Here is a 24124-nt window from a genome sequence, read left to right on the forward strand (position 1 = left end):
TTAAAAACCACGTTTAGGCGTGGTTTCTTTTTTAGTAGCCCTAGCTCTTATATAAATAAAGGTATTTCCTAGAATGATATCATTTACGCCTCTTTTCAAAAAAACGTTGTAAGAGTTCTGCGGACTCCGTTGCCAGAATTCCTCCTGTGATGACCGTTTTAGGATGCAATTTTGTACCCATAACTTCACACCCTCTTTGTTGATCTTTTGCACCAAAGACAATCTTACCGATTTGACTCCAATAAAGTGCTCCTGCACACATTTGACACGGCTCTAGGGTCACATACAACGTGCAATCCTTAAGATATTTTCCACCCAAGAAATTAGCAGCTGCGGTAATGGCCTGCATCTCGGCATGCGCCGTAACATCATTCAACTGTTCTGTTAGATTGTGGGCTCTAGCAATAATTCTATCCTTGACAACGATAACCGCACCAACAGGTATTTCATCGTTTTCATAGGCATATTCTGCCTCCTGCAGGGCCTTTCTCATAAAATATGTATCGTCGTACGGTAAAATCATACATCAAAAATACGACAAGCTAAGCTTTAATAACTAAGGCTTTAAAACAATTGTATACCTTACGAAAAGAAGTATTTTTGTGACTTAGCACTTCAATTTGAATACGTTTTTAGACCATATCAACTCACCGGCTGATTTAAAAAAGCTACCCACGCATCAATTGCCTGCACTGGCAAAAGAACTTAGAACTTTCATAATAGATATTGTATCAGCTAAAGAAGGGCATCTGGGAGCAAGTTTAGGTGTTGTTGAGCTTACCATTGCACTACATTATATATTCAACACTCCCGATGACCAACTGATATGGGATGTAGGTCACCAAGCATATGGTCATAAAATAGTAACGGGCAGAAAGGAAATTTTTGACACCAATAGGCAATTAAACGGAATCAGTGGCTTCCCTAAACGAGACGAAAGCCCTTACGATACCTTCGGGACCGGGCATAGCTCTACCTCTATTTCGGCTATACTGGGCATGGCCATAGCGGCACAACTACAAGGAAAAAAGCGACAACAACATATTGCTGTTATCGGAGATGCATCCATTGCAAGCGGAATGGCTTTTGAAGGATTAAACCATTTAGGTGTTACGGATGCCAATGTCCTCATAATCCTTAATGATAACACTATTGGTATAGATCCTAGCGTAGGAGCGCTTAAGAACTACCTCACCAACGTTAAAAAGGGCATCGCCAAGGATGAGAACATTTTTGAATGCCTGAACCTCAACTATACCGGTCCTATTGATGGACATAATATCGATGTGCTCATAGCGGAGTTAAGTCGGTTAAAATCTGTTCCTGGCCCAAAATTACTACATGTTATAACCACCAAAGGCAAAGGACTTCAAAAGGCAGAAGAGAATCAGGTCGTATACCATGCTCCAGGTAAATTCGACAAAAAAACAGGCGAATTGGCTCAAAAACCTCAGGGTGATCAGTTTCCTAAATATCAGGACGTATTTGGGCACACGTTGGTAGCCTTAGCGAAAGATAACGAACGTATAGTGGGTATTACGCCAGCTATGCCAACCGGGAGTTCACTGAAGTTTATGATGGAAGAAATTCCTGAGCGCGCTTTTGATGTGGGTATTGCCGAACAACACGCCGTAACCATGGCAGCAGGGATGGCAACACAAGGGCTAATTCCCTTTTGTAATATTTACTCGACCTTTCTACAACGCGCATATGACCAGGTGATACATGACGTTGCCTTACAAAACCTCCCTGTAATCTTTTGTCTGGATAGAGCAGGAATCGTAGGACAGGATGGTCCTACCCATCATGGTGTTTTTGATATTGCTTATTTAAGGTGCATTCCTAATCTTATCATCTGTGCCCCAATGAACGAGATACAACTTAGGAATATCATGTATTCTTCCCAATTGGGTCTTCAACATCCTATCGCGATTAGGTACCCAAGGGGGCGCGGTACTATAATGAACTGGAAACAACCCATGGAAAAAATTGCTGTAGGCCAATCTTTTGAGCTAAAAAAAGGATGTGAAATTGCAATTTTAAGCACAGGTCCCATTGGGAACATGATAACCAGTTTAATTGCGGAGATTGATAAAAACGAAAAGCTGGGACATTATAATTTTCCTTTCATAAAACCAATGGACGAAAAAAGACTAGCTCAAATATTTGAATCTTACGAACAAATTATTACTATTGAAGATGGTTGCAGTATCGGTGGCTTCGGAAGTGGAGTTGTAGCATTTGCCAACGAAAATAATAGCACTAAAAAGGTTAAGATATTTGGTGTTCCAGACATATTTGTACCCCATGGAACTATTGAGGAACTTTATACCTTAGCAGGAATAGATAAAGAAACCATAAAAGAGTATATAGGGCGTATCATATGATTAAGACGATTAATAACAAGAAGGTATGGCTTTTTACGATGTTCATTTTAGCTTTAGCCTTAAGTAACGCTCAAGATTCTATACCATCTACTATAGTTCCTGATAGTATTGCGGTAGATACCACTGTAATAGATACAATAGTTATACGAAAGACACTCACTAAAATAAAACATATTCCAAGGGGTGTTAACCTTACCAATCCCGTTATTTCGTTTAAAAAAACAAAACCGCTTAAAGACAGATACAATAGATTTAGAGTTCCCTCCTTTTGGCAAAAAGAAAATCAATTAGGAATAAATGTTAGCGAAACCGCCTTTGTGAACTGGAATGCGGGTGGAGACAACGCTATAAGCGGCCTTGGTTTCCTTAAATTTTCTCGAAACTACAAATTTCGATACTTTAAATGGGATAACAATTTGGACTTAAGATACGGCCTCAATGCACAAGAAGGCCGTAAATTAAGAAAAACAGAAGATGTGATACGTCTAAATTCCAACCTGGGCTATCGAAGGGACACTATTAGTAATTGGTACTATTCCGTACAATTGAACTTTAACACGCAGTTCTCAAACGGTTTTAAATATCCCGACAGAACTACCCCAATATCCCGGTTTATGGCTCCAGGATATTTATTTTTTGGTGGTGGAGCATCCTATATAAGTCAAGATCAAAAGTTTAACCTTTACCTTTCGCCATTAACACAAAAATCTACATTTGTTCTAGATCAAAGATTGGCAGATAGAGGAGCATTTGGTGTAGAAAAAGCTATTTTGGATGCGAACGGAAATGTCATTACACCAGGGGAAAACCATCTCTTGGAACTTGGATTTCTCATTACCCATAATTGGAATCTAAATCTAGCTAAAAATATAGATTTAAAAAGCAGGTTAAATCTTTATACCGATTACCTCTCTAGCTTTGGTAATATAGATGTAGACTGGGAACTAAATATTAAGATGAGGGTGAACAAGTATATTTTAACCACCATAGGCACGCATCTTATATACGATGATGACATTCTTTTTGATGAAGTTAAAAATGCGGACGGGATAGTTACCGACCCTGGAGAACCAAGGCTGCAGTTTAAACAAGTTTTAGGTGTAGGGGTTGCTTACGATTTTTAAAGTTCCCGTCCTTGAATCTTATTATGAATATGAACGGCACTACTATCCGACAGACTTGCGACATAACAACAAGTATTCAGTAAAATTTCATAAAGTGAAATATTGGTGTTTTGGTATGCTTCGGGCAATGTTTGAACAATAAGCTTATGATAATTAGAGGCATTATCATTCTTTTTTTGAACCAAAGCGTCTATATAGACATCAAGGATATTTGAAATGATTTTATAGCCTGCAATTTCTTTCTCAACAACTTCCTGAGCTCGATACACCTTCTCAATACTTATTCCAATAATATCCTTTATTTGCGCATCATATTTACTCTTATCTAAAAGAGATACGTCAAAATCACCTTGTAAAATCTGCTCCTCGAACTCCATAAAAATTGAAACAGCATCCTGTATTAAGGTATTAATTGCCAAAGCTCTTAAATAACTTAAACGATCTTCTTTATAAGCTAAAGAATGATACTTTTTGGTATTAATGCTGTCCTTTACAAGTTTTATGAGGTATTCCAAAGCAAAATCTTCCGAAATAAGACCTAGATTAATACCATCTTCAAAATCTATAATCGTGTAGCAGATATCATCCGCAGCCTCTACCAAAAAGGTCAAAGGATGCCTGGCATACGAAACAGACGTTCCTTTTCTAGTCTGTAAAAGCCCTAAATCATTCGCTATGCCTTCAAAAGTTTGCTTTTCCGTCTGAAAAAAACCGAATTTCTTATCTGAAATATGTTTGGTCGGTTTTTTAGGAAGGGATTCCTTTGGATATTTCATAAAAGCCCCTAAAGTGGCATAGCTCAGACGGAGTCCTCCAAGTACGCCTGCCCTATCTTGTGCCAACAATTTAAACCCGTTAGCGTTTCCTTCAAAATCTATAATATCTTGATATTGTTTCTTACTTAACAGCTCCTTATAATTTAAACCCCTTCCTGTTCTAAAATATTCGCCTATGGATTTTTCTCCACTATGACCAAATGGAGGATTGCCTATGTCGTGTGCAAGAGCAGCTGCAGCCACTATGGCTCCAAAATCATTGAATTTATAGCCATGGGTTTCTTTAAGATAAGGGTGTTTTTCCAATATTTTCTTACCCGCCAACCTTCCCAAGCTACGCCCTACAACGGAGACTTCTAAACTATGGGTTAATCTGGTATGTACAAAATCTGTTTTTGAAAGCGGTATTACTTGGGTCTTGTCTTGCAGACTTCTGAATGCCGAAGAAAAAATTATGCGGTCATAATCAACTTCAAAGCCCAATCTAGTTTCATCTTGTTCTTTTCTAAGTCTTTTATTTGTATCTCCCTTTCTACGTAAGGATAGTAATTGCTCCCAATTCATTAGTAAAATTTAGTCCCCGCAAGATACAGTTTTTGAAATTTTTACTTCGTGATAAACAACCAAAACGATAATAATCTTAACCTTTTGAACATAAACAAATAACCACTAGCTAACCTTAATTTAACCTTGTGTTCCGTTATTTGCAATGTTCTCAAAATAACAATGGAATGAAACACGTAATTGTCCTAGTAACTTTCTTTATTGCGTCCATAAGCTTAGCTCAAACAAACGGTGTTTTGAGTGGTAAAATATTGGATGCGGAAATGTACAATGAGCCATTACTTATGGCATCTGTTTCAATAAAAAATACCTCTTGGAAAGCGCAGACCAACTTTAATGGAAATTTTGAAATTACAGCAATTACCCCAGGAAATTATATAGTACAGATATCCTTTTTGGGATATGATAGCGTGGAAATGCCTATAGAAATAAAAGAAGGCGAACGCTTAGAAGTTTTGGAGTCTTTGTATGTAAAATCGTTACCTATGCTTCCTATGGCTACAACGGCAGAAAAAAACACTACTACCGCATCAACCGAAATTAGGGGTTTTAAAAAGTAATTCAGTATATACTTTATGGCCATTTATACTTTTTGTATTCAAGAGCTGTAATTACCCTAATCCTATTACCTAGTATTACAAAAGATTTTAGTACTTTTCGTTTTTGTGTTATTTTGAGAAAGGTATTTTTTTACTTCATAACCTTATTTTAACCTTACTGATGAATTATAATATGATTTTTGCTTTTATTTATTTTTAGATGAGCGAGAACATTTACTTATTTATGATTATTGCGTTGGCTGTTCTTGCCATTACCGATTTGGTTGTGGGTGTAAGCAATGACGCAGTTAACTTTTTAAATTCCGCTATTGGCTCAAAGGCCATTTCCTTTAAAACTATTATGATTGTTGCCAGTGTAGGCATTGCCTTTGGAGCAATTTCTTCTAGCGGTATGATGGAAGTTGCCCGTAAGGGGATTTTTAATCCTAGTGAATTCGTCTTTGCAGAGATTATGATCATTTTCATGGCAGTAATGATTACCGATATTTTATTATTGGATTTCTTCAATACCCTTGGTATGCCTACATCAACTACGGTATCCATTGTTTTTGAATTATTAGGTGCGGCTGTAGCCATTTCATTGGTAAAGATCTATGCATCAGACGGTGCTCTATCGGATTTGGCAAATTATATAAACACCCAAAAGGCAACAGAGATAATCTTGGGCATCTTGCTCTCTGTCGTAGTTGCTTTTACGGTTGGGGCCTTAGTTCAATTTATTTCTAGAGTACTGATTTCTTTTAAGTTTGAGGAAAAACCGAAATGGATTGGCGCCCTTTTTGGTGGACTGGCAATAACGGCCATTGTCTATTTTATTCTAGTAAAAGGACTAAAGGGGACGTCTATTCTATCTCCTGAAGTGTCTATGTTCATAAGCACGCAACCGGAATTATTTATGCTGGGTAATATCATTTTCTGGTCTCTAATCTCCTTTATCTTTACCAAATTATTAGACTGGAATATTTATACCATAATAATAATACTGGGCACGTTTGCTTTGGCCATGGCATTTGCAGGGAATGACCTTGTAAATTTTATAGGGGTACCGTTAGCTGCTTTGGCATCTTATGATAGTTGGCAAAGCTCTGGTGTTTTAGCGTCTGAATTCAATATGAAGGGATTAAATACCGCAAGTCAGGCACCTACCTATCTCTTATTGGCTTCAGGTCTTATTATGGTGGTTACCCTTTGGTTTTCTTCCAAAGCCAAGAACGTAGTTAAAACCAGTGTCGATTTATCTAGACAAGATGAGGGAGATGAGCGTTTTCAGCCTAATTTTTTATCTAGACATATCGTAAAATATAGTATCAACGCATCCGAAAGTCTATCCGGTATTATTCCTAAAAACATTCAAGAGAAAATCAACCGGCAGTTTGAGAAACCCTACGTTTATATTCCAAAGAGCAAGGTAAAGGATTTACCTGCCTTTGATTTAGTGCGTGCCTCCGTTAACTTAATGGTTGCTAGTGTTCTTATTTCATTGGCTACTTCCATGAAATTACCACTCTCCACTACCTATGTAACCTTTATGGTGGCCATGGGTACCTCCTTAGCGGACAGAGCGTGGGGGCCAGAAAGTGCGGTTTATAGAGTAGCAGGTGTATTAAATGTTATTGGAGGTTGGTTCTTTACGGCTTTCAGCGCATTTACGGCGGCCGCAATAATAGCTTATCTCATACATCTTGGTGGTATAATTGCTATTGGAATTCTTTTGGTCCTAGCCTTTTTACTTATAGGCAAGAATTACCTCTCACATTCCAGGAAAATGAAGGAAACCAAACTAGAGGAAAAACTACAAAAAGCGGAAAGTAATACTATTATAGACCTAATTGAAGAAAGTGCAGCCAACATAGCTCTGGCAATGAAAAGAGGGAGCAAAGTCTATACGCAAAGCATAGATGGTCTTGCGAAACATGATATTGATACCTTAAAAAAAGGTAAAAAGGGGATTTCCAAACTAGACAGGGAAGTAGAAGAGCTTAGGGATAATATATTTTACTTCATAAAGAATCTAGATGAATCCAGCGTCGGAACCAGTAATTTTTATATTACGGCATTGAGCTACCTCCAAGATATGACCCAGTCTCTGGAATATATTTCCAAAGCTGGATTCAAACACGTAAACAACAATCACAAAAAGCTTAGGTTTAATCAAATAAAAGACCTTAAAGAAACAGATCAATATGTAGAGAAACTCTTCATAGAAGTTCGCGAAATATTCGAATCAAGAAATTTTGGAAATCTCACCAACCTATTAATGGGTCGGGAAGAACTACTCCATAAGTTAGACCAAAAAATAGCAAAGCAGGTAGAACGTACCCGTTCCGATGAATCAAGTCCTAAGAATACAGCACTATATTTTAGTTTGCTATTAGAAACCAAGGATTTACTGCAAGCAACAATGAACTTGATAGAAACTTATGACAAATATGCAAATAAGTAAAACCCTTGGATTTTCGCTCTCCTTTTTTCTATGCATAATTGTAAATCAACTAGGTAATTCCCAAGACATATCGGGAACCGATTTGCTAGAAAGAGCGATCCAATTCCACGACAAAGAAGGCAATTGGAAAAAATTCAAGGGTAAGCTGGCCATTACTATGAATACTCCTAATTCTAGTGATCGGCATAGTATTCTATTCATGGACTTGCCTGCAGAATATTTTAAATCTACCGTAAGAAAGGACAACAACACTATAGAATCTATTTTAGTGAAAGACAGCTGCCTCTTAAAATTAAATGGGAGTACGGTTATATCTAAAAAATACAGGGATAGTTTAAGGATAACTTGCGATAGAGCTAAAATGATGAAAAACTATTACACCTATCTTTATGGCCTACCAATGAAGCTAAAGGACCCAGGGACCATCATTGCTCCAGAAGTAAGAAAGAAATCGTTCAAAGGGACGGAATATCTCGTTCTAAAAGTAAATTATGATGAAGAAGTAGGTAAGGATACTTGGTATTTTTATTTTGACCCTCTAACCTATGCTATGGAAGTGTATCAATTTTTCCATGACGAATCTAAAAATGATGGGGAGTATATTCTTCTGGATGATATTCTCGAAGTAAATGGTATAAAAATGCCGAAAACAAGGGCATGGTATTATAATAAGAATGACAAATATTTAGGAACGGATATTCTTACTAAAGGAAGCGCTTTGTAAAATACAGTTTAAACTATCTGTAAAAGTTCATTTCGTCCATATATTTCCAAACATTTGCTGGTAGCATTGGACTGATATTTTTATCTTTTTTATGTTCATTTCTAATGAAAGTAGAGGAGATTTCCATAATAGGCGCTTTTACCTTGTGTATCTTTTTATGACCTTTGAATCTATGCTCTACAGACCCTTCTGATATTCTAGGGTATACAAAAAGTTCGTAGTTATCTAGAATTACATCGTAGTTTTTCCACTTGTGGAAACCTTTCAGGTTGTCCTCTCCCATGATAAGACAGAATTGATATTTATCGAAATACTTCTCATCTAGGTGAGCCAGGGTATTAATGGTATAATTTGGCTGAGGTAAATCAAACTCAATTTTACTAGGTTTTAATTTGGGGAAATCCTTAGTTGCTTCCAATACCATCTGATATCTATGATGATTGTCTAAAAGGGTTTTCTTGACCTTAAACGGACTTTGTGGTGTTACTACGAACCAAACCTCATCTAGTTCAGAAAACTCTGCCATATGATTCGCAATAACCAAATGACCAATATGTATTGGATTAAAGGTGCCAAAATATAACCCAACCTTCTTCATCTTTATTCCGTTCCCTTCTTATTAACAAAGTCGGCAACTAGTTCTTCCGCTTCTTTTAATGCTATCTCTAAATCGTAGTTTTTGATAATACTATCAAATTGCGGTGCTGTTGCTAGTTCTACAGAGGCCTTTGCAATTCTCATATTAATCTTATCGTCGGTTTCCGTACTTCTCTTCTTTAAACGTATTTTAAGCTCGTCTACGCTTGGTGGTTTCACAAAAACGGCCAAGGTCTGTTCCGGAAATTTCTTTTTAATCCGAAGTCCCCCAGCAACATCTATATCAAAAATAACATTCTTCCCTTCCGCCCATAAACGTTCTACTTCACTCTTTAAGGTTCCGTAAAAATTATCTCTATAAACTTCTTCCCACTCGAGAAAATCATCATTTTTTATATGTTTCTTAAATTCTGAAACCGTCATAAAATAATAATGTTCTTTATTCTTCTCCTTTCCACGTCTTGGTCTAGAAGTAGCGGATACAGAAAAGGCCAAATTTAAATCCTCACAGCCAAGCAAATGTCTAACAATGGTAGTTTTGCCACTTCCTGATGGAGCCGAAAATATGATGAGTTTACCCCCTTTCATCTATAATACATTTAGCATTTGCTCCTTTATTTTTTCTAATTCATCTTTCATTTGAACAACCAACTGTTGCATTGGCGCGTAATTTGCTTTTGAGCCAATAGTATTTATCTCCCTTCCTATCTCTTGAGAAATAAAGCCTAATTTTTTACCATTACTATCATCTGATTGTATGGTCTTGGTAAAATAATCCAAATGATTGGCTAAACGCACTTTTTCCTCGGTAATATCATATTTCTCAAGATAATAAATAAGCTCCTGTTCAAATCTATTTGCATCTATGTCTTGTTTAATATCCTGTACCGCTTTTTCCAAACGCTCTCTAATAGTTCCCTGGCGGTCCGGATCCATCTCAAGCACCTTTTGTAATAAATCCTTTAAGGAAGAAATACGGTCCAAAAAATCCCTTTCTAAAACGTTTCCTTCTTCTGATCTAAATTTGTTTATTTCAGATAGTGCTCCTTTCAGAGCTGCTACTATAGCTTTATATTCCTCTTCATCTATATCCTCTTTATCCGCTCGCATGGCATCGGGAAAACGAAGTGCCATCTCTAAAAGTTTAAGATCATCACCACCGGCAATGGACTTCAGCTGTTCCATATATTGCCTAACAGCACTTTCGTTTACCTTAGTGGAAGTTTCGTCTCCGGTAATTTCTATATATAAACTAAAATCAACTTTTCCTCTTTGAAGTGAATTGGCAATCAATTTTCTTAATTCTAGCTCTTTTTCCCGGTATGCAGATGGCATACGAGCATTTAAATCTATGCTCTTACTATTTAAGGATTTTATCTCTACCGTAATTTTCTTAGTTGGAAGCTGTATTACATGCTTACCGAATCCAGTCATGGATTGAATCATAGGTTCTATTTATATTTTGCAAATGTAATTCTTTTGTAAAAGAAATTTTAACACTACAATTCCCTAACCCAAATATTGCGATAGCTCACGCGGCTATTATCACCATGATCTTGTAACTGAATTGGTGCTTTACCGTGTGCTTCATAACTGGGCCAACCAATATATTTAACAGGTCCTTCGATTTCAAAATGATTTTGAATAAGCACACCATTATGAAATACGGTTACGTAGGCAGGTTGTACTAGCTTTTCGTTTTCAAATTCCGGAGCCCTATAAATGATATCATAGGTATTCCATTCTCCAGATGGTACAGAAGCCATGGCCAGCGGAATAGATTGCTTATAAACAGCTCCTACTTGACCGTTGGTATAGGTAGGATTATCATTACTGTCCATAATTTGGATTTCATATCGCTGTTGAATAAAAATTCCGCTATTCGCCCTGCTTTGTCCCTCATTTATAACCTCTTTTGGGGACATCCATTCAATATGCAATTGCATACTTCCAAAATTTCTTTTGGTCATAATATCTCCGGATTTGTCCTTTACCAACATACTACCGTCACCTACAATATGCCATTGTGCAGCGCTACTATCCACAACATGAACCCATTCATCAAGTCCGGCTCCATCGAATAATACTATAGCATCACTGGGTACTTTATACTCTGAAAGTGTAACTTTAGGAGGTACAGGTTCATATATTTCGGTGGCTTCTGGAGTCGTAGGTTCTTCTCCCACATATTTAGAGGAAACTACCCTTTCGTCGGAATGGTATTCCTCTTTAACATCTGCTTTATCTTTCTCCTGACAGCTTGTTAGAAGAAAAAGTGTCGTAATTATATGAATAAATTGCTTCATTTTGTGACTTTAACCTTTTAATACTAGCGTTTCTGAGTCTAGGTTTAATCTCAAAGTTCTCTTACCCAAATATTGCGATAGCTCACACCACTATCATCTCCATGGTCTTGAAGCATTAACGGACCTTTACCGTGGGCAGGGTTCTTTGGCCACCCTATATAAGGAGTAGTACCTTTAATTTCCGTATGGTCTTGTATCACAACTCCATTATGAAAAACAGTAAGTGTACCTGACTTAATTTTATCCCCTTCCGAGTTAAATTCCGGCGCATGATAAATAATATCGTAAACGTTCCATTCCCCAGTAGGTGAAGAAGCCATGGCCAAAGGTGGGCCTTGTTTGTATATAGCGCCGACTTGCCCGTTCACATAAGTATCATTATTATTATTATCCAAGACTTGAACCTCATAAATACCGTTCAAAAAAACACCGCTATTTCCTCTATTCTGCCCTTCACGCTGAACAGGAATGGGTGATTTCCATTCAATATGCAATTGGATATCTCCAAATTCCTCTTTAGTTCTAATATTTCCCGTTTTATCCGCAACGGTCATGCTACCATCTTCATTCAAATGCCATTTAGCGGCTGTGCTATCTTGCACGTGCATCCACCCTTCTAGAGAACTGCCATCGAAAAGAACAATAGCATCACTGGGCACACCTCCATTTAATGCAGAACCGACCACAGGCACCTTGGGTTCGTAGAATTCCGTTCCTTCTGGTTTTGTCGGCTCTGGCTTTGTATACTCCTCATGCACTATAACAGCCTCTTTTTTTGCTATATTAGAAAGAGCGGCTTCTTTGGTCGATTCTTGGCACGAACTTAAAATTAGCACACCTAATAATCCGAGAGTAGCTAGTTTATTCATTGTAATCTTTAAATTTTAAAGTTCCTTGATTTTGATATCCCTGTATGCCACAACGTCGCCGTGGTCCTGTAAACCTATTTTACCGGTAGTATACTTTCCAAAATGTTCCCAACCATTAAACTTAGACTGGCTTACCATTTTGCTCCATTCCGGATTGTTCACGGGAAAATTTACTATCTCCACATCATTCAGGACAACCAAACCTGTATTAGTCTTATGATTTATGGTAATGACACAATGATTCCATTCTCCTATAGGTTTCGTAACATCTTTTGAAGGGGCGACCATATCGTACAATGCCCCTGCCTGATGTGTAGTTCCGTTCTTCCCATCTGGATGTTTATCATTATCTAACACTTGTATTTCAGGACCACTTTGATAAGCTTCATTGAGAGATGGGTCTTCATGAACTCCCCAAAAAATACCACTATTCCCAGCCTCGGCAATACGCCATTCCAGAGAAAGGACAAAATCTGTATATTCCTTCTTGGTAACTATATTAAAAGCCTCCCCCTTTTGTCTCTCTTTTGGAGGATAGAAGACCATTGCCCCATCTTCTAACTTCCAAGGTTGAATAACTTCACCTTTGCCGTAGTAGTGCCAATTATCAAAAGAACTTCCATCAAATAGTATCGTCCAATCTGCAGAGGTCTCCTCTTTGTCGTCTTGTTCTGCGGTTTGTTCTGCTATAGCTGCCCGTTTTGTTTTCTCCTTACACGAACTCAACGTCAAAACCAGTGTCGTAATCAACAATAAATATTTCATAATTTTAATTTGTTTGTTAAAATAAGACAGAAAGCCTATTTGACATTCTTTTTTCTACGAACAACATTTTTATGGCCTATTAGGACCTAAAGCCCCAGTATTTTTTTGAGCATTTCTTTGTCAACGGCCGATCCAGCGAAATCATCAAATGTCTTTTGGGTAGCTTCAATAATATGGTCTTGGATAAAAATAGCCCCTTCACGAGCACCTTGTTCCGGGCTTTTTATACAACATTCCCATTCCATAACGGCCCAAACATCACAACCATACTGTGTCAACTTTGAAAAAATTGTTTTAAAATCTATTTGGCCATCACCAAGGGAGCGATACCTTCCCGCGCGATCGCCCCAATCGTTATAACCCCCGAAAGCTCCTTTCTTCCCCGTAGGATTAAATTCTGAATCCTTTACGTGGAATGATTTGATAAATTCATGATAATGGTCAATATATTCAATATAATCTAGCTGTTGTAGAACAAAATGGCTGGGGTCATAAAGAATATTTACACGTTTATGATTTCCCGTAGCTTCTAAAAAGCGCTCAAAGGTATCGCCATCATGTAGGTCTTCCCCAGGGTGTATTTCATAACATACATCAACACCTTGCTCGTCAAAATGATTTAAAATTGGCATCCAACGCTTAGCGAGCTCTTCGAAACCCATTTCTACAAGTCCCGCAGGGCGCTGTGGCCATGGATGCCACGTATGCCAGAGTAATGCTCCAGAGAATGTGGCATGAGCAGAAATACCTAACCTACGGCTTGCCGTAGCTGCCTTTTTCACAACATCAACAGCCCATTCAGTCCTTGCTTTAGGGTTGTTTTTAACGGCATCAGGGGCAAAATTATCGAACATTAGGTCGTAAGCGGGATGTACGGCAACCAGCTGTCCTTGCAAATGCGTAGAAAGCTCTGTTATTTCCAAGCCATAAGAATTGACCTTGCCCTTTAGTTCATCACAATAGGTCTGACTTTCTGCTGCTTTGTCCAAGTCGATCAAAAAACTTTCCCATGTCGGTATCTGTATGCCCTTATAACCCAAATCCGAAGCCCATTTACACATCCCGTCTAACGAATTAAAAGGTGCTTTACTATCTACAAACTGTGCCAAAAATACTGCTGGTCCTTTTACTGTTTTCATATTGGTTTATGCTATTTATTAATTAAAATGTGTCTTATCTGAACTTTATAAATTTCAGATTTTAATACTATATTTAGAAAATACTTGTTGGATATTACGTTTTAAACGAGTTACGTTATAAATATAGGAATTACATCATAATTAGAATAAAATTTCCAAGATGAATCAAGATAACACATATGACGCAATCGTCGTAGGTACAGGAATAAGCGGAGGTTGGGCTGCCAAGGAATTATGCGAGAACGGTTTAAAGACATTAGTCTTGGAGCGAGGACCTATGGTAGAGCACATTAAGGATTATAAAACTATGAACGACGACCCTTGGGATTATTCGCTTAAAGGGGAACTTTCTAAAGAAGATAAAGAAAAATACCATAAACAGCGTCGTGTAAATTGGGCTCCTACGGAAGATGTAAAACACTTTTTTGTTAACGACCTGGAACATCCTTACGAAGAAATAAAACGTTTTGATTGGATTAGAGGGTATCATGTTGGTGGTCGTTCGCTGACTTGGGGGAGACAAAGTTACCGTTGGAGCGATTTAGATTTTGAAGCGAATAAAAAAGAGAATATTGGAGTGGATTGGCCTGTTCGCTACAAGGATATAGCCCCTTGGTATGACAAGGTTGAGGAGTATATTGGAGTTAGTGGTGAAAACCTTGGTTTGGCACAATTACCCGATGGCAAATTTCAACCGCCAATGGATTTAAATTGTGCAGAAGAAGAATTTAAAACTGCTGTTTCCGAGAAATTTGACGATGGCAGATTGGTCACTATTGGCAGGGTAGCGCATATAACCGATAAAGATGTTAAAGTAGAAGGGAGGAACCCGTGTCAATATAGAAATAGATGTTGGAGAGGTTGTCCGTTCGGTGGTTATTTTAGTAGTAATTCTTCTACACTACCCGCCGCTGAACGTACTGGAAATATGACCTTGAGACCAAATTCCATTGTTCACGAGGTGATTTATGATGATCACACCAAAAGAGCCTCCGGGGTAAAGATTATTGATGCAGAGACTAATGAGACCTTAGTTTTTAATGCAAATGTCATATTTTTATGCGCTTCCGCAATGGCATCGGTCGGGATAATGTTGCAGTCTAAATCTGAACGTTTCCCTAATGGTCTAGGAAATGATTCAGATGCGCTAGGCAGGGGAATAATGGATCACCATTATAAACTTGGGGCGACTGCTAAAATTGATGGATATCTAGACAAATACTACAAGGGTAGAAGACCTAACGGCTTTTACATACCTCGCTTTGTAAACTTGAATGAAAATACCAAGAGAGAGGGATATACAAGAGGTTTTGGTTATCAAGGAACTGCAAGCCGGGAAGATTGGTCGGCCTCAGTAGCAGAAATGGGTTATGGGTCTGCATTGAAAGAAGAAATCTTGAAACCTGGAAAATGGCAGATAGGAGTAACCGGATTTGGAGAATTTTTGCCTTATGATGATAACAGGGTAATGTTAAGTACCACTAAAAAAGATAAATGGGGCTTACCACAACTTGCCTTCGATGTAGAGTTCAAGGAAAATGAATATAGAATGAGAGAGGACATCAAGAAAGAAATTGTAGCTATGTTTAAAGCATCAGGATTTAAAGATGTACAACCTTATGACGAACCATCCGGACCGGGATTGGGCATTCATGAAATGGGCGGCGCAAGAATGGGACATTCTTCAAAAACTTCAATCGTAAACAAGCACAATCAGGTGCACTTGGTCCCGAATGTTTATATGACAGACGGGGCCTTTATGAGTAGTTCTAGCTGTGTAAATCCTTCATTGACCTATATGGCTTTTACAGCCAGAGCGGCCAATCATGCAGCTAAAGAATTTAAGGCAGGGAAGTTCTCTTAATAATGTTTACGCTTCCAATAATTATGACAAAAATTAACAATATCAATCAAACATCTTACGTTTAAATTTCATGGAAAACGCTTCAGCTAACAACATGTGGGGAGATTACCTTAAAAACCATCTCGAGGATGTCTTTCATGAGTCACCAAAAACCGAATGTTTTTGTGATAATGAAAAAGATGCCAATGAATGTGCAGCACTGGCAAAAAAAGGGATTAAAAAAGCTACCTCCCATTCCTTACTTGGTTTACAATACAGGAATGAACCACTACCCAAAATAGGGGATTTCCTAGTAGTAACGAACTGGAAAGGTGAAGCACAATGCATTGTACAAACGACCGCCGTAAAACTTAAGCCTTTTTTTAGTATCGATGAAAGCTATGCCCAGTTGGAAGGAGAAGGGGATAAAAGTTTGGCCTACTGGAAAAAAGTACACTGGGATTATTTCACCCGTGAACTGGAACCTTTTGGACGTGTTCCGAGAGAAAGTATGATTATTGTATGTGAAGAATTCGAAAAAGTATTTTAAAAAATATAGCCGCACGAAGCGGCTTTATTTTTATCCTGTTTTATTCTTGATTAACCTTCCATTTTAACCCAAGTATTTCCGTTTTTATGTGATTCTACCGTAGACTCGATAAAATCCATTCCACGCACCCCATCAGTCATTGTTGGGAACTCTCCATCATTGTATTGCTCTCCTCTTATCGCTCGTGCAGCCCCTAAATAAATATTGGCCATAGAATCAAAAATACCTTCTGGATGACCGGCAGGAAGTTTAGTTCCGTCCAATGAAAGCTCCGAATTATATGCATGACCAGGTTTATAAACTTGCGTTGGTTCCGTGTCACTCATCTTATAAAGGAAGTTTGGTTTTTCCTGTTCCCATCTAAAAGCTCCCTTTTCACCATAGATTGCAATGGCTAATCCATTTTCCTCTCCCGTAGCTACTTGACTACCACGAATAACGCCTTTTACATGATCTCCTAAACGAATAAGAACAGTTCCGTCTACATCCATTTGATTGTCTTCATATAGGTAATTAAAATCACAAAGGAGCGACTTTACTCTTAGCCCAGTGGTAAATTCTACAAGATTAAAAGCATGCACTCCGATATCTCCCATACAAGAACTGATGCCCGCCTTTTTAGGGTCCAATCTCCAAACAGAGGAGCGTTTAGCTTTATCGTGAATTATGGTGTTTATCCAACCTTGATAGTATCTGGCATCTACCTTATGTATTCTTCCTAGGGCACCTTCTTTAATCATTTCTCGCATTTGACGCACCATTGGATAACCGGTGTAGGTATGCGTTAAAGCGAAAACAGTTCCTGCTTTTTCATGAGTTTCCTGTAGTATTTTAGCCTCTTCCAAAGTAGTGGTCATCGGTTTTTCACATATGACGTGAAACCCATTATCCAACAGCTTTTTTGCCATAGGAAAATGTAAGAAATTTGGCGTAAGCACGGAGCAGACCTGAATGCGTTCATCTGCAGGAAGTTTCATCTCCTCTGCAATAAACGTGTCAAAATCCTTATAAATTCTATTTAGAGGAACGTCTATTTCTTTCGCAAAATCTATGTTAGCATCAAAATCCGGATTAAACACAGCTCCGGTAATCTGATAATTATCGTTTATGTGAGATGCTACTCTATGCAATACTCCAATAAGAGAATCTCCTCCCCCTCCTAAAATTCCTAATCTAATTTTCTTTGGCATGTTGTAATCGTATTAAATGGTTTAAATTTCAATTTATGTAAAAATTCTAAGATTTGTAGTCGATTTTTTCAGATTCGAATAGTAGCGCAAACAAAACCAACACAATAAGGGCAAAGCCAGAGGGATACAACCAAATGGTGTCCCATATGTGAGTGCCATCACTTAGGAGGTAATTATTGGAAATTTTCCCTGCAATCCAAAAACCTACTAACATTCCCAACCCATATGTTGCTAATGTTATTAAACCCTGAGCAGAGCTTTTATATTTAGCCCCTGCCTTACTATCTGTATATATTTGTCCCGAAACAAAGAAAAAATCATAACAAATACCATGCAATGCAATACCTGTTAATAGCATAAATCCTAGGTCTCCCGTATTGCCATAAGCAAAAAGTAAATACCTTACCGCCCAAGCTAGCATGGCGACAAGAATGGTTTTCTTGAACCCGAACCTGGTAAAGAAATACGGCAATAAAAGCATAAAGAGAATTTCAGAAATTTGACCCAGGGTCATTTTTCCTGTTGGATTTTCCATTCCAATTTCTACCAAAAAGGGATTTGCATTTTGATAGTAAAAAGCCAGCGGTATACAAATAAGTATAGAAGAGATAAAAAATATGAGGAAGTTCTTATCCTTTAATAGTTTTAAGGCATCTAAACCGACTATTTCTGACAATGTTAGTTTTTCCCCACTTTGTGCTCCTGGGGGTGTTTTAGGCAAAGTAAAGCTAAACAACCCAAGTGCTAATGAAGCAATAGCCGTCATCAAAAATGTATTCTTTAGTAAACCCGCAGAAATACCAACATCAGAATCCCAATTGAAGAAATAACTTATTAAGAGACCTGCTATAATCCAACCCATTGTTCCGAAAACGCGTACTAAAGAAAACTCCTTTGCAGGATTTTTCATTTGATTAAACGAAACAGAATTAACCAAAGCCAAAGTAGGCATATACAGTATCATATACCCTAACACGTAGGGATAAAAAAGGTCAAAAGAAATGGTACTGTACATCATGTACAACAGAACTGCTCCCATAATATGTAAAACACCTAATATTCTTTCTGCGTTAAAATATTTATCCGCTATTAATCCGATTACAAATGGAGCAATGATGGCACCCCACGATTGTGTGGAAAACGCTTGAGCTATTTGCCCATCCGTAGCACCGATATTATTTCCCAAAAAAGTACCTAGTGTAACAAACCACCCTCCCCAGATAAAAAATTCTAAAAACATCATAATACAAAGCTGTATCCGTATTCCTGCTTTCATAATTTTATCTCTTGTAGTACACGTAGTCTAATACAATTGGTTCTATGTTATTGTTTCTAAAATCTGTCGCTATTTGCCCTCTATGATTGGTCGAGTGGTTTATAATATGGAAGAGTATATCCTGGAGCGTGTTGGTAAAAAGTCTCCCCTCGGTATTCTCATAATCTATTCGCTTTTCAAAATTATCTGCATTCGTTGTAATATCAAACGAACTCCTTTGGTTTTCATAATGAATGTCTGCCCAATCCTTAATCGCGTGTTTATCCCAGATACCGAAATCAGAAGGTCTTCCCAGAATTCGTGCATTCCAAATATGATGCGCATTTAAAATATGACTAAAAAGTTCCTGACTCTTTTCAGGAACTTTTTCAATCGCCATGGCGTTATCAATTATTTTCTTGTTACAATAAAAATTATAGTCAAAAAGCTCATTAAAAAAAACTTTCATAAGATATTATCTTCTTTTAAACTACTTCTTTAGCCGCTTTAAGCAATAGGTCTCTCGTAGCTTTTATCCCAGCTTCCTCATCCAATACGCTTCCTTCGTATTCTACACCCACAAAACCTTTATAACCGTGGTCTTTCACCATCTGTAACATCTTTACATAATCTATTCCTATCTCATTCCCATTAGCATCGAAATTATTGGATTTTGCACTCACAGCTTTGGCGTAGGGCATTAATTCTTTTACACCCTTATACTTGTCATATTCTAGTTCGCACTCCCTACTATCCGGTTTTCTCGTAATACAGAAGTTTCCGAAATCAGGTAGCGTTCCGCAGTTATCCATATTAACCATTTTCATGACTTCCGCATGCAAAGCTCCGTTTGAAGAAAGGCCGCCGTGGTTTTCTACTAAAATATTAATATTCTTTTCTTTAGCGTAAGTAGATAACTTGGTAAGACCGTCAACGGAATTCATTTTCCATTCTTCAGGGTCAAGGCTTCCGTTAAGATTTACTCTAATGGAATGGCAGCCCATAGCAGCGGCAGCATCTACCCAACGTTTGTGTTTTTCAACAGTTTCATTTCGTTCGGCTTCATCACTTACTGCCAAATTTCCTTGACCGTCAATCATAATTAGCACGTTTTTCATACCGTGCTTTTTTGCTTCTGCGTTAGATTTGTTTACAAAAGCAGCCATTGCCTCTTCAGAATATTCTGCGTCCGATAGTTCCGGATTGTATAACTGACTCACATACTCCAACCCCGTAAAGCCCCAGTTTTTTGCCTTTTCTGAAAATGTGTATGGATCTACCCCATCTTCTCTTATCATTCGATGAATGGACCACTGTGCTAGGGAGAGTGTAAAAAATGGTGCCTTTTCAGCCGCAACATCAATTACTTCCTTAGTAGCGTCGTTTTCTTTTTTTATTTCCTTACAGGCGTATGTTCCTAGGAACGAAATGCCAACACCTGCTACAGCGGTTTTTCTAATAAAATTTCTTCTTTTCATCGGTTTGATATGTGTTTTAGTGGGTTAGGTACTTAGTAACGAGTCAAATGTTAAAAATAAATCTAAAAACGAAATTCTCTAACGTTTTCGCAAGAAATCATCAGGAAGATTGAAGATTAAATGTAGAGAATTAATTTTATATTTAATAAATTTAGAAACTAAACAATTTCTATGAGCAAATTTTATTACAATGAAGAGCAGGAATCTTACGACGCAATAGTTGTTGGAACCGGTATTAGCGGTGGATGGGCTGCAAAGGAATTATGTGAAAATGGCCTAAAGACCCTTGTTTTGGAGCGGGGAAGAATGGTAAAGCATAGGGATGACTATGAAACCGCCAATATGGATCCATGGGATTTTCCAAATGCTGGGCAACCTACTCAAGAAGATATTGCCAAACAAGAAAAACAAAATAGAACGGGATACACCACTAAAGCGGCTAGTAAAATGTGGTTCGTTAATGACTTAGAGCATCCTTATAACGAAGTAAAACGTTTTGACTGGATGCGTGGTTATCATGTAGGTGGACGTTCATTACAATGGGGCCGCCACAGTTACCGTTGGAGCGATATAGACTTTAAAGCAAATTTAAACGACGGTCATGGAGTGGATTGGCCTGTGCGTTATAAAGACATTGCACCTTGGTATGACAAAGTAGAGTCCTACATTGGTGTTACTGGCGAAAAACTAGGCCTTCCGCAACTTCCCGATGGGCAATTTGAACCTATGATGGAGCTGAACTGCGTTGAGCAACACGTTAGGGAAAAAGTAGCGGAAAACTTTGATGGCAGGGTTATTACCGCTGGTCGTGTAGCGCATATCAATAGTGACAAGCAATTTGATGGAGATGGACGTTCTAGATGTCAATACAGAAACAGATGTATTCGCGGATGTCCTTTTGGAGCATATTTTAGCAGCCTTTCCTCAACATTACCAGCCGCCGAAGCTACTGGGAACATGACACTAAGGCCAGATTCTATTGTACATGAAGTTATTTATGATGCAGACACCAAAAGAGCGACCGGTGTAAAAGTGATTGATCGTGTAACCAAAGAAGTTTATGAGTTTAAAGCCAAAGTAATTTTCCTTTGTGCTTCTGCCATAGCCTCTACTTCCATTTTAATGCAATCTAAATCGGACCGTTTTCCTAATGGTATGGGGAACGATTCCGATCAACTTGGACGTAACATTATGGATCACCATTTAGGAGTGGGCGCCCAAGGAAAATTTGACGGATTCGAGGATAAATACTATAAAGGAAGAAAACCTAACGGAATTTACCTTCCCCGTTTTAGAAACCTAGGAGGTGATTCCAACAGAAAGGAATACACAAGAGGTTTTGGTTATCAAGGAGGTGCCGGAAGAGGTAATTGGGAAGAAAGTATCGCGGAACTATCTCACGGTACTGCGCTCAAAGAAGCTATTCTTAAACCAGGAGGATGGACCTTTGGTATGGGCGGTTTCGGCGAAGTATTGCCCTATCAAGATAACCGTTTCACCTTGGATTATGACAAATTGGATCAATGGGGCCTTCCAACGGCCACCTTTGATGCAGAATTCAAGGAGAACGAATTGAATATGAGAAAAGATATGATGCAATCAGCGGTGGATATGCTTACTAAGGCAGGACTAAAAGAAGTGGAACCGTTTGACAGAGAGACAGCTCTTGGTCTTGGAATCCATGAAATGGGTACTGCTAGAATGGGTCGTAACAGAAAAACCTCTGTAGTGGACGGAAACAATGCATTACATGATGTACCCAATGTTTATGTTACAGATGGAGCATTCATGACCTCTGCCAGCTGTGTTAATCCATCTTTAACATATATGGCATTTACAGCAAGAGCAGCAAACCATGCAGCAAAAGAACTTAAAAAAGGAAATATATAATGGATAGAAGAAAAGCACTCAAGAATATGGGACTTGCAATGGGTTATACCGTGGCTACCCCTACGCTAATAAGTATTATACAAAGCTGTAAGAGCGAACCTGCCATAGTATGGACACCAGATTTCTTTACAGCGGACGAAGGTTCTGCGGTGACCAAATTAGTGGATATCATATTACCTAAAACAGACACTCCTTCCGCATCTGAAGTTAATGTACATCTTTTCATTGATAAGTTTGCCAATGAAGTTATGGAAAAGGAGCAACAAGATTTCGTTAAAATGTCCATGAGCAAGTTTATGGACAAAGTATTGGCAGATAGCGGAAAGGAACATATAAAAGATATTACATTAGAAGATTTAGAGCCTGTCTTGGCTGCCTCATTAAAAGTGAGCAAAGATGACAAGGTAACGAATATGAAGATGATAAATACATACAACAAAGCTGTCGCTGCAGGGCAAGAAGCCAACCTTGATGACACAGTTTCACGTTTTGCCTTTGCGGATAATTTAAGAGGATTAACTATCTGGGGCTATAAAACATCTGAATATGTTGGTGAAGAAGTGTTGGCCTATCTTCCAGTTCCGGGAGAGTATATCGGCTGTGCGGATACACAAGAACTAACAGGTGGAAAAGCCTGGTCCTTATAAAATGAAACGCAGAAGTTTTATTCGTAATACGGTTTTGACCAGTGGCGCTTTGGCATTTGGCAATCATTTTTCATTTGCATCACACAAAAGTGATGTTATGGCGCCTACGTTTAATCTTAAGTATGCGCCCCATATTGGTATGTTTCGACATCATGCGGGTGAAAACCCCATTGATCAGCTTAATTTTATTGCTGATCAAGGTTTCACCGCTTTTGAAGATAACAATATGAGAAAGCGAGAAATTAGCGTTCAAAATAAAATGGCTAAAACCATGCAAAAGCGCGGCCTTGATATGGGTGTTTTTGTGGCTCACAAGATTTATTGGAAGGAGCCGAATTTGGCGTCTGGAGATAGTGAAAAGAGAGCTGAGTTTTTAAATTTCATAAAAGAGTCCGTCGAAGTTGCTAAACGTGTTAATGCAAAATGGATGACGGTAGTTCCCGGACATGTTGATTTAAAATTAAATATGGGCTACCAAACAGCTAATGTTGTTGAGTCACTAAAGCAAGCATCGGCTATTCTAGAGCCCCACAATCTGACTATGGTATTAGAGCCTCTTAATTTTAGAAATCATCCAGGGTTATTTCTTACGGAATCACCCCAAGCATTCGAAATCTGTAAAGCTGTTGATTCTCCTTCATGTAAGATTCTTTTTGACATTTACCACCAGCAAATACAGGAGGGTAACCTAATCCCTAATATGGAAGCCTCTTGGGATGAAATAGCATATATCCAAATCGGTGATAATCCTGGACGCAAAGAACCCACTACTGGTGAAATAAACTATAAAAACATTTTTAAGTTTGTCCACAGTAAAGGATTTGATGGTATTTTAGGAATGGAGCACGGTAACTCAAGACCCGATAAAGATGGTGAGCAAGCAGTTATAAATGCCTATAAACAAGTAGATAATTTTCTCTAGTAAACTATCTCTGGGTAAGCCCACAAGGTATTCGTAAGAAGTGAACATTTTAATTTCGACCCAAGCCCTGTGTTATTATATCCTTTGACAGTGCC

23 protein-coding genes are annotated in these 24124 nt (G+C 38.2%); 10 read left to right on the forward strand and 13 right to left on the reverse strand.

Annotated features, from left to right (window positions below):
- Positions 1–79: 79 nt before the first annotated feature.
- Complete coding sequence (locus SJY09_RS12395; RefSeq protein ID WP_396636031.1) at positions 80–523, reverse strand: nucleoside deaminase; 444 nt, start codon at positions 521–523, stop codon at positions 80–82.
- A gap of 97 nt (positions 524–620) precedes the next feature.
- Between SJY09_RS12395 and SJY09_RS12400 the strand changes: the two genes are divergently transcribed.
- Together SJY09_RS12400 and SJY09_RS12405 are read left to right on the forward strand one after the other, a co-directional pair.
- Positions 621–2387, forward strand: a complete 1767-nt coding sequence (locus tag SJY09_RS12400) for a 1-deoxy-D-xylulose-5-phosphate synthase (protein WP_396636032.1) — start codon at positions 621–623, stop codon at positions 2385–2387.
- Positions 2384–3511: a DUF3078 domain-containing protein gene (locus tag SJY09_RS12405; RefSeq protein ID WP_396636033.1), complete on the forward strand. Its 1128-nt coding sequence runs from the start codon at positions 2384–2386 to the stop codon at positions 3509–3511. Before SJY09_RS12400 ends, SJY09_RS12405 begins: the two co-directional genes overlap by 4 nt.
- Here SJY09_RS12405 and dgt read toward each other — a convergent pair.
- Positions 3508–4851 carry a dGTP triphosphohydrolase gene (dgt, locus tag SJY09_RS12410; RefSeq protein WP_396636034.1) on the reverse strand — a complete coding sequence of 448 codons (1344 nt, stop codon included), beginning with the start codon at positions 4849–4851 and terminating at the stop codon, positions 3508–3510. The genes SJY09_RS12405 and dgt overlap by 4 nt on opposite strands.
- A 167-nt stretch (positions 4852–5018) precedes the next feature.
- Here dgt and SJY09_RS12415 point away from each other — a divergent pair, with 167 nt between their 5' ends.
- The 3 genes from SJY09_RS12415 (at position 5019) to SJY09_RS12425 (ending at position 8578) form a co-directional block, all read left to right on the forward strand.
- Complete coding sequence (locus SJY09_RS12415) at positions 5019–5411, forward strand: carboxypeptidase-like regulatory domain-containing protein (protein WP_396636035.1); 393 nt, start codon at positions 5019–5021, stop codon at positions 5409–5411.
- Between the two features lie 199 nt (positions 5412–5610).
- Positions 5611–7854 carry an anion permease gene (locus tag SJY09_RS12420; protein ID WP_396636036.1) on the forward strand — a complete coding sequence of 748 codons (2244 nt, stop codon included), beginning with the start codon at positions 5611–5613 and terminating at the stop codon, positions 7852–7854.
- The gene (locus SJY09_RS12425; RefSeq protein WP_396636037.1) at positions 7841–8578 is read left to right on the forward strand and encodes a DUF6503 family protein; all 738 of its coding nucleotides are present in this window, start codon (positions 7841–7843) and stop codon (positions 8576–8578) included. The genes SJY09_RS12420 and SJY09_RS12425 overlap by 14 nt, the downstream gene beginning before the upstream one ends.
- Before the next feature lie 13 nt (positions 8579–8591).
- Here the strand turns inward: SJY09_RS12425 and nadD are convergent, their stop codons facing one another.
- From nadD to SJY09_RS12460, 7 genes are all read right to left on the reverse strand, one after another.
- Entirely contained in the window at positions 8592–9176 is a 585-nt protein-coding gene (gene nadD, locus SJY09_RS12430) for a nicotinate (nicotinamide) nucleotide adenylyltransferase (protein WP_396636038.1), read from the reverse strand.
- A 2-nt stretch (positions 9177–9178) separates the two neighbouring features.
- Positions 9179–9763, reverse strand: a complete 585-nt coding sequence (gene gmk, locus SJY09_RS12435; RefSeq protein WP_396636039.1) for a guanylate kinase — start codon at positions 9761–9763, stop codon at positions 9179–9181.
- Positions 9764–10621: a YicC/YloC family endoribonuclease gene (locus tag SJY09_RS12440; protein ID WP_396636040.1), complete on the reverse strand. Its 858-nt coding sequence runs from the start codon at positions 10619–10621 to the stop codon at positions 9764–9766.
- A gap of 53 nt (positions 10622–10674) precedes the next feature.
- Positions 10675–11481, reverse strand: a complete 807-nt coding sequence (locus SJY09_RS12445) for a DUF1080 domain-containing protein (protein WP_396636041.1) — start codon at positions 11479–11481, stop codon at positions 10675–10677.
- Positions 11482–11531: 50 nt separating this feature from the next.
- Entirely contained in the window at positions 11532–12350 is an 819-nt protein-coding gene (locus SJY09_RS12450) for a DUF1080 domain-containing protein (RefSeq protein WP_396636042.1), read from the reverse strand.
- A gap of 15 nt (positions 12351–12365) precedes the next feature.
- Positions 12366–13115, reverse strand: coding sequence for a DUF1080 domain-containing protein (locus SJY09_RS12455; protein ID WP_396636043.1), 750 nt, complete (start codon positions 13113–13115; stop codon positions 12366–12368).
- Between the two features lie 86 nt (positions 13116–13201).
- The gene (locus SJY09_RS12460; protein ID WP_396636044.1) at positions 13202–14254 is read right to left on the reverse strand and encodes a sugar phosphate isomerase/epimerase family protein; all 1053 of its coding nucleotides are present in this window, start codon (positions 14252–14254) and stop codon (positions 13202–13204) included.
- A gap of 160 nt (positions 14255–14414) precedes the next feature.
- Between SJY09_RS12460 and SJY09_RS12465 the strand changes: the two genes are divergently transcribed.
- Both SJY09_RS12465 and SJY09_RS12470 read left to right on the forward strand, forming a co-directional pair.
- A complete protein-coding gene (locus SJY09_RS12465) occupies positions 14415–16118 on the forward strand; it encodes a GMC oxidoreductase (protein WP_396636045.1) in 1704 nt (567 codons plus the stop codon).
- Positions 16119–16188: 70 nt separating this feature from the next.
- Positions 16189–16647 (forward strand): ASCH domain-containing protein, encoded by a 459-nt coding sequence (locus SJY09_RS12470; protein ID WP_396636046.1) that lies wholly within the window; start codon positions 16189–16191, stop codon positions 16645–16647.
- 50 nt (positions 16648–16697) lie between these two features.
- Here the strand turns inward: SJY09_RS12470 and SJY09_RS12475 are convergent, their stop codons facing one another.
- Genes SJY09_RS12475 through SJY09_RS12490 form a run of 4 tightly spaced genes read right to left on the reverse strand, consistent with a single transcriptional unit; the run spans position 16698 to position 20570 of the window.
- On the reverse strand, positions 16698–17837 hold the full coding sequence (locus SJY09_RS12475) for a Gfo/Idh/MocA family protein (protein WP_396636047.1): 1140 nt from the start codon (positions 17835–17837) through the stop codon (positions 16698–16700).
- 46 nt (positions 17838–17883) lie between these two features.
- Entirely contained in the window at positions 17884–19113 is a 1230-nt protein-coding gene (locus tag SJY09_RS12480) for a nucleoside permease (protein ID WP_396636048.1), read from the reverse strand.
- 4 nt (positions 19114–19117) lie between these two features.
- On the reverse strand, positions 19118–19561 hold the full coding sequence (locus SJY09_RS12485) for a DinB family protein (protein WP_396636049.1): 444 nt from the start codon (positions 19559–19561) through the stop codon (positions 19118–19120).
- A gap of 16 nt (positions 19562–19577) precedes the next feature.
- Positions 19578–20570 (reverse strand): sugar phosphate isomerase/epimerase family protein, encoded by a 993-nt coding sequence (locus tag SJY09_RS12490; RefSeq protein ID WP_396636050.1) that lies wholly within the window; start codon positions 20568–20570, stop codon positions 19578–19580.
- Between the two features lie 171 nt (positions 20571–20741).
- Between SJY09_RS12490 and SJY09_RS12495 the strand changes: the two genes are divergently transcribed.
- Genes SJY09_RS12495 through SJY09_RS12505 form a run of 3 tightly spaced genes read left to right on the forward strand, consistent with a single transcriptional unit; the run spans position 20742 to position 24029 of the window.
- Complete coding sequence (locus SJY09_RS12495) at positions 20742–22460, forward strand: GMC oxidoreductase (RefSeq protein ID WP_396636051.1); 1719 nt, start codon at positions 20742–20744, stop codon at positions 22458–22460.
- Positions 22460–23107 (forward strand): gluconate 2-dehydrogenase subunit 3 family protein, encoded by a 648-nt coding sequence (locus SJY09_RS12500; RefSeq protein WP_396636052.1) that lies wholly within the window; start codon positions 22460–22462, stop codon positions 23105–23107. The genes SJY09_RS12495 and SJY09_RS12500 overlap by 1 nt, the downstream gene beginning before the upstream one ends.
- Position 23108: 1 nt before the next feature.
- Positions 23109–24029 (forward strand): hydroxypyruvate isomerase family protein, encoded by a 921-nt coding sequence (locus SJY09_RS12505; RefSeq protein ID WP_396636053.1) that lies wholly within the window; start codon positions 23109–23111, stop codon positions 24027–24029.
- Positions 24030–24124 lie beyond the last annotated feature (95 nt).

Origin of the sequence: Maribacter sp. R77961, from assembly GCF_044594925.1 — a bacterium.
Classification (GTDB): domain Bacteria; phylum Bacteroidota; class Bacteroidia; order Flavobacteriales; family Flavobacteriaceae; genus Maribacter.